General features: G+C 72.8%; 2 protein-coding genes. One reads left to right on the plus strand and one right to left on the minus strand.

Annotated features, from left to right (window positions below):
- Positions 1-241: 241 nt before the first annotated feature.
- A complete protein-coding gene (locus AC0AIB_RS23220; RefSeq protein ID WP_465097474.1) occupies positions 242-4,624 on the minus strand; it encodes a S8 family serine peptidase in 4,383 nt (1,460 codons plus the stop codon).
- 309 nt (positions 4,625-4,933) lie between these two features.
- Here AC0AIB_RS23220 and AC0AIB_RS23225 point away from each other — a divergent pair, with 309 nt between their 5' ends.
- Positions 4,934-5,410, plus strand: a complete 477-nt coding sequence (locus AC0AIB_RS23225) for a winged helix-turn-helix domain-containing protein (RefSeq protein ID WP_328342546.1) — start codon at positions 4,934-4,936, stop codon at positions 5,408-5,410.
- Positions 5,411-6,217 lie beyond the last annotated feature (807 nt).

Raw genomic sequence — 6,217 nt, forward strand, 5'->3', positions numbered from 1 at the left:
ACCGTTCGGAACATAGTGTGGGGACCCGAGACAGCCGAGGGGTGCACGGCTCCCCGGGCTGGTGCCGGCCCACCCGGGCCCGGGTCGGCCGACCCGGCCCCGGGGGCGGTCCGAGGAGAGCGCGGATCCCAGGGCGGGTGCCGGGTCAGGACGACCCTGGGTGGCCCTGCTGACCTGAGGACATGGCGGTGGCCGCCGACCCGGGCGGGGTCGACGGCCACCGTGTGGTGCGCCTACCGGTCTAGCTGCCGGACACCCGTGCGCCCGCGCAGGTCGACGTGGGGGCCAGGCGGAAGTCGAGGGTGCCGACGATGCCCGCCTCGACGACCGTCCGCTGGGCCTGGGGCACCCAACTGTCCTTCGCCACGATCACCTCGTACCGGCCCTTCGGCAGCCACCAGGCGTACCTGCCCTGGCCGTCGGCGGTGAGCGTGGTGCCGGTGGTCGATCCGACCAGGTTCAGCCGGACCGTGGCCGGGACGCCGACGGTCTGGCCGCCGCAGGTCACCCCGGTCACCGTGCCCTGGATCTTGCCCCAGTTGTTCGGCGGCGAGACGTTCATCTCGACCCCGACCGACGACACCGGGTACGGGGTGTCCGAGGTGAACCCCAGCTCACCCGAGTAGACCCCGGGCTGGGCCACCCCGGCCGCCGCCGTGGCGGTCAGCGTGACGGTGACCGTCTGGGACGCGCCCGGGGCCAGCGTGAAGCTGGTCGGTGCGGTGGACAGCCACGGCAGGTCACTGGCGTCCGCGCAGCCTTCCAGCCCGCCGAGCCGCTCGCTGTCCGCCGAGCCGACGAACGAACTGGGCGAACCACCGATCTTGTACGCCCCGCAGGCGGCGGCACCCCGGTACCTGCCGAACTGGGCATTGGGCAGGTTCCGCCAGGCCCCGGCTACCGGGTCGAAGCCGACCGTCCGGTTGGTCACCGACGTCGAGTTGCCGGTCACCCCGCCGGCCAGCACCAGCATGCCGCCGGCCGAGGCGTACTGGGAGCCCCACAGGTCGACCGGGAGGTTCGGCAGCGGGCTCCACGCGTCCGACGCCGGGTCATACCGCCAGGCGTCGGTGTACTCGTCGGCGGCGACCCCGCCCGCGCAGTAGACCTGTGCGCCGATCCCGCCGCAGGACAGCCAGGAGACCGGATGCGGATAGGCCGCCCCGGCCCGGAACGTGCCGGTACGCGGGTCGAAGACCACCAGCTTGTCGGACTCCGTGCAGGTGCCGTCGACGCAGCCGCCGACCAGATAGACCTTGCCACCGGCCACGGCGGTGCCGGCTGCGGCGGCGGGGGCCGGGTTGACCGCCCCGGCCAGGGTGCTCCACGTGCCGCTGGCCGGGTCGAAGACGTCCACCGACGGTTCCGTGCCGTCAGTCGCGCCCCAGCCGCCGAGCACGTACAGCTTGCCGCCGATCGGCACGGCGGACGGCTTGGACCGGGCGTGCGGCAGGTCGGGCAGCGCCGTCCAGGTGCCGGTGGCCGGCTCGAACACCCAGGCCTTGCGCTCGTTGCCGGTGTCCCCACCGCCACCCACCGAGTAGACCTTGCCGTCCAGGTTGGCCGCCGCGTTGTCGTAGATCGCGGCGGGCAGGTTGGCGATCTTGGTCCAGGCGTCGTCGGCCTGCGGCGCGGCGTCCGCGTTCCCGCCGCCGTAACGAACACCGGTACGACCGGTGCTGATCCCCTTGACCACCTGCTCCCGCAGCGGAGCGCCACCGGTGGCCAGCACCTCGAACCCGCCACCACGTTCCAGCAGTTCCACAGTCGCCGGGGCGGAGCCGGTGTTGCGTACCGTCACCTTGGCGTTGCGGGTGCTGCCGTACGGCTGGTGGGCCTCGATCGTGGTGGTGCTGACGGTGAGCCGCCCCGCGGCCAGGGCCAGGTCGGCCCGGCGGGTGCTGTCCGCCACCACCGTCACCTGCTGGGTGACCGTCGTGTACGGCGGCCGGGCAGCGGTGAACGGGTGGGTGCCGGTCAGCCCGGAGAACAGGTGGTAGAAGCCGTCCGGCAGGTTCGGGTCGTCCGGGGTGGCCGCCGAGACGGCCGTGTCGGTGGGCCGGTCCACGCTGGTCACCGTCACCCCGTTGACCGGTGTGCCGGTGTTGCGGTCGGTGGTGTTGCCGACCACCAGCCCACCCGGAACGGGCGTGCAGTCCCGGTTGACCAGCTGGACGTCGTCCACCTGCCACCACCAGGCGTAGGTGCCCTTGAACCGGAAGCGCACAAGCGCACCGGTCGCGCCGGCCGCCGGGGTCAGCGGCACCTCCTCGACCCGGGGGCCGCGCCGGCTCGCCGTCTGGTGCCAGACGTTCGTCCAACTCGTCCCGGCGTCGGTGGAGACGTCCACGTCGGCGGTGTCGGTGATCCCGACCGCCCGCCAGTCACTGCGGAAGCGCAGCAGCGGCGCGGCCGAGGCGGACAGGTCGACAGCCGGGGTGACCAGGTCGGTGTCCTGGGTGTTGCCGGTGCCGAACTTGTCGCTGTCGACGATCGCGAACCCGCCGGTACCGCCTGTCAGGTTGCCCCGCGCGCCCGGGTCGTCGAAGACCCAGCCGCCCTTGTCGGTGCGGTTGCGCACCGACCAGCCCTCCGGGGCGGTGGTGCCGTCGAAGCTCTGCGTCAGCAGTGGCGCGCTCAGACTGCCGGTGTAGCCGGCGGCGGCACAGGCCGCCTCGACCGGCACCGGGACGTCCGCCGTGACGCCCGTCGCGCCGACGGTCAGGTCCTTGGTCGCCGTCCGGTAGCCCGGGTACTTCGCGGTGACGGTGAGCTTGTAGTCGGTGTTGCCGGCCACTGTGAACGAGTACCTGCCGGTCACCGGGTCGGTGAAGACCGGTGCGCCGGGGCGGCCGGCGACCTCGATCCTGGCGTACAACGGCCAGCCATGCCCGGAACCGTCGGTGACCCGGCCGGAGACGGTGACCGTCGGCGTCGCCGTCAGGGCGAAGTCCCGGGTCACCGTGCCGTCCTCCGGCACGGTCACCGTGCCGGTCGCCGTGCGGAAGCCGTACGCGGAGACGGTCAGCGTGGTCTCGCCGGCCGGCACGGTCAGCGTGTACCGGCCGTCAGTGCCGGTGACGATGCTGCGGTCGCCGTCGGTGACGGTGGCACCCGCCACCGGGTCGCCGGTGGCCACGTCGGTGACCCGGCCGCTGACCTGGCCCACCGGCCCGCGCGGGGCCTGCCGCACCGCCTCGTACGCGTTGAGCCGCCCCTCACCGAAGACGTTGTTGTCGGCGGCGGTGCCCCCGCAGGCGGTCGCGTCGACGTCCGTCGCGGTGCGGTCGAGCAGCGTCTCGGTGGCGGCGACGTTCCCGCGCAGGCTGGGCGCGGCCGACCAGACCAGGGCGACAGTGCCGGCCACGTGCGGGGCGGCCATCGAGGTGCCGCTGAACGCCGCGTACCCGCCTCCCGGAACGCTGGACCGCACGTTGCTGCCGGGCGCGGCGATGTTCGGCTTCAACCCGGCCGGGTCGGTGGCGTTCCCCCGACCGGAGAAGCTGGAGATGTTGTTGTTCACGTCGTACGAGCCGACCGCGTACGCGTTGGGGTTGTCGCCGGGGGAGCCGGCGCTGCCGCAGGCCGGGCCGTCGTTGCCGGAGGAGAAGACCGGGAACATCCCGGCGGCCCGCCAGGCGGCCACTGTCTGCTGGTACCAGGGGTCGCCGCCGTCGCCGCCCCAGGAGTTGTTGACGATGTCGGGGCGCAGGTCGGGGCGGGGGTTCTGGCCGTTGAGGTCGGTCGGGGCGAGCACCCACTGACCGGCGGCCAACAGCGAGGCGTCCGAGCAGTTGTTGGACTCGCAACCCTTGGCGGCGATCCACTTCGCGCCGGGGGCGACGCCGACCTGGTTGCCGGCCCCGTCCGCGCCGACCATCGTGCCCATGGTGTGCGTGCCGTGGTCGTTGTTGTCGCAGGGCGCGTCCTGCGGGCAGATCCCGGCCGGGTCGTACCAGTCGTAGTTGTGGTCGAAGGTGCCGCCACCGAGGTTGCCCCGGTACGACCCGACCAGCGCGGGGTGGTCGTACTGCACGCCGCTGTCGATGTTGGCGACCACCAGGCCCTCGCCCCGGTCGCCGAACTCGTCCCAGACCCGGGGCGCGCCGATGTTGGTCAGCCCCCACTCGGCGGCGTTCGTGCCGGCGCGGGCGGCCGTGCCGCGGACCGGCCGGACCAGCGGGTAGCTGCGGGTCGGTGCGATCCGGTCGACCTCCGGCCGGGCGGCGACGACGTCCAGCAGCGCCCGGTCCCCGGTCACCCGCAGCGCGTTGGCGATCCAGTACGCGGTATAGGTCGCTTTCTGCTCGTCGAGCACCGCCCGCAGGCCGCGTTGGGTCCGCTCGGCGGTGGTGGTGAGCAACCGGTGCACCTCGCCGGCGCGGGCGTCCGGGCTGCGCAGCCGGGCCGCCTCGGCGAGCGGTGCCTGCTCACGCAGGTAGACCAGGAAGGTCCCGGTGCCGTCGGCGAGCCCGTCGAGGACCTGCCGGTCCACGGTGGCCCGGGGCGCGGCCGGCGCGGCCCCGGCGGGTAGGGCAGGCTGGGCGGTGAGACCCAGAAGTCCGGCCGCGAGCGCGGCCACCAGTCTCCACCGGGACGGTCGTCCGGTCGGTCGTCTGAGCACTGTTCCTCCCCACGTCGTCGGACCCGATCGGTTCGGGTCCGGCCGCGTGTGCCGGGGTCGCGGCCACGCGCAGCGGCTGAGGAGGTGGCCGGTGGGTGGTGCTGGTGGTGCTGGCAGGCCGGCCCCCCACGGCCGCTGTGCATCATGCTCAGCCGGGGAACCAAGCTGATCAATGGATCGGGTCGGTCAGTATTCGGTCAGTAACCAGGCGCCACGCTGACCGTTAGGCTGACACCAGCCGTGCCGGCACCTGTCGTGGGCAGACGGGAGCGTCGGGAGCGGGCGGCAGGTGCGGTCCTGGGAGGACGTGTGACCGGTGTCGACATCCCGTTCGTGGTCTGTGTCAGCGCCGACGTCTCCGTCCGGGAACGGGTGGTCCGCCGGCTCGACGACCTGGGGCCGGTGGTGATCTGCGCGGACCTGGCCGAGCTGCGCGCCATGCTCTTCCCCGCCCCCGCGGTGCCCGCTGCCGTAGCCCCCACCTCGGTGCGCTGCGGCGACCTGGTCGTCGACCCGGCCGGTCACCTGGTCACCTGGCAGGGGGAGCCGTTGGCGCTGACCCGGCTGGAGCGGGAACTGCTGGCCCGGCTGGCCGGTGACCCGGGGGCGGTGTGGAGCTACGAACGGATGTTCGGCTCCGTCTGGGGCGGTGCATGGCTGGGTGACGCGGCGATCCTGCACTCGGCCGTCAAGCGGCTGCGCCGCAAACTGCGCACGGTGTCCGGCGGCCCCCAGGTGCAGACCGTACGCGGCGTCGGCTACCGCTTGGCCGTCCCGCGCAGCTGACGGGGTGCCGGCTAGGCGACTCGTCGTCCCGCGTGGCTGATGCGGTGCCGGCGGGCACCTCGTTCTGCCGCGCGGCTGATGCGGTGCCGCAGTCGGGTCCCGGATCCGGGGTCCCGGATCCCCGGACCGGGGTGCGGGGTGCGGGCCAGCGTGGGGATGACGTCACGGTTGCCGACGCGGGCTTGACGTGGTGGCGCCGGCGCGATGTGGGTGCGGTGTGGGGTCAGCGTGGGAGCTGCGGGCTTGACGTGGTGTCAGCCTCCGAATTGTCGTCGAGCCTGATGCTGCCCGTCTATGCGTGGAATAGCGGGGCTGACCGCGCTCATCCGTTACATTCTGTGATCGAACACCAGCCATCCCCCACTCCCCTTCGCACGCTTCGCTCTGCTGCCCCCCGCGCGACGGTAACCGTGGGTGTGTTTCGCATAGCGGGCAGCAGAGCAAAGCGTTGGCATGAGGGTGAGGGCTGGGCGAGGAGGTGATTGCATTTACGCTGCTCAGTGGGGTGTGGCGGATCTTGGCCTCGCGGGGAGCTTGATGGTGGCGCTCTTTGGGTTACTGAAAGTAATAATGCCGAGATGGGCTGCCGCAATCACTCAGCGTGGTTTTTTGGATTTTCCTGAATCCGGAATCGTCAAAGGTCGTCCCGCACCGGCTCGACAGGCGGCGGAGTTGTCCACCGGTGGCGGTGGCGGTGGCGGTGGCGGTGGCGGTGGCGGTGGCGGTGGCGGTGGCGGTGGCGGTGGCGGTGGCGGTGGCGGTGGCGGTGGCGGTGGCGGTGGCGGTGGCGGTGGCGGTGGCGGTGGC

The organism is Micromonospora sp. DSM 43699, from assembly GCF_055517075.1.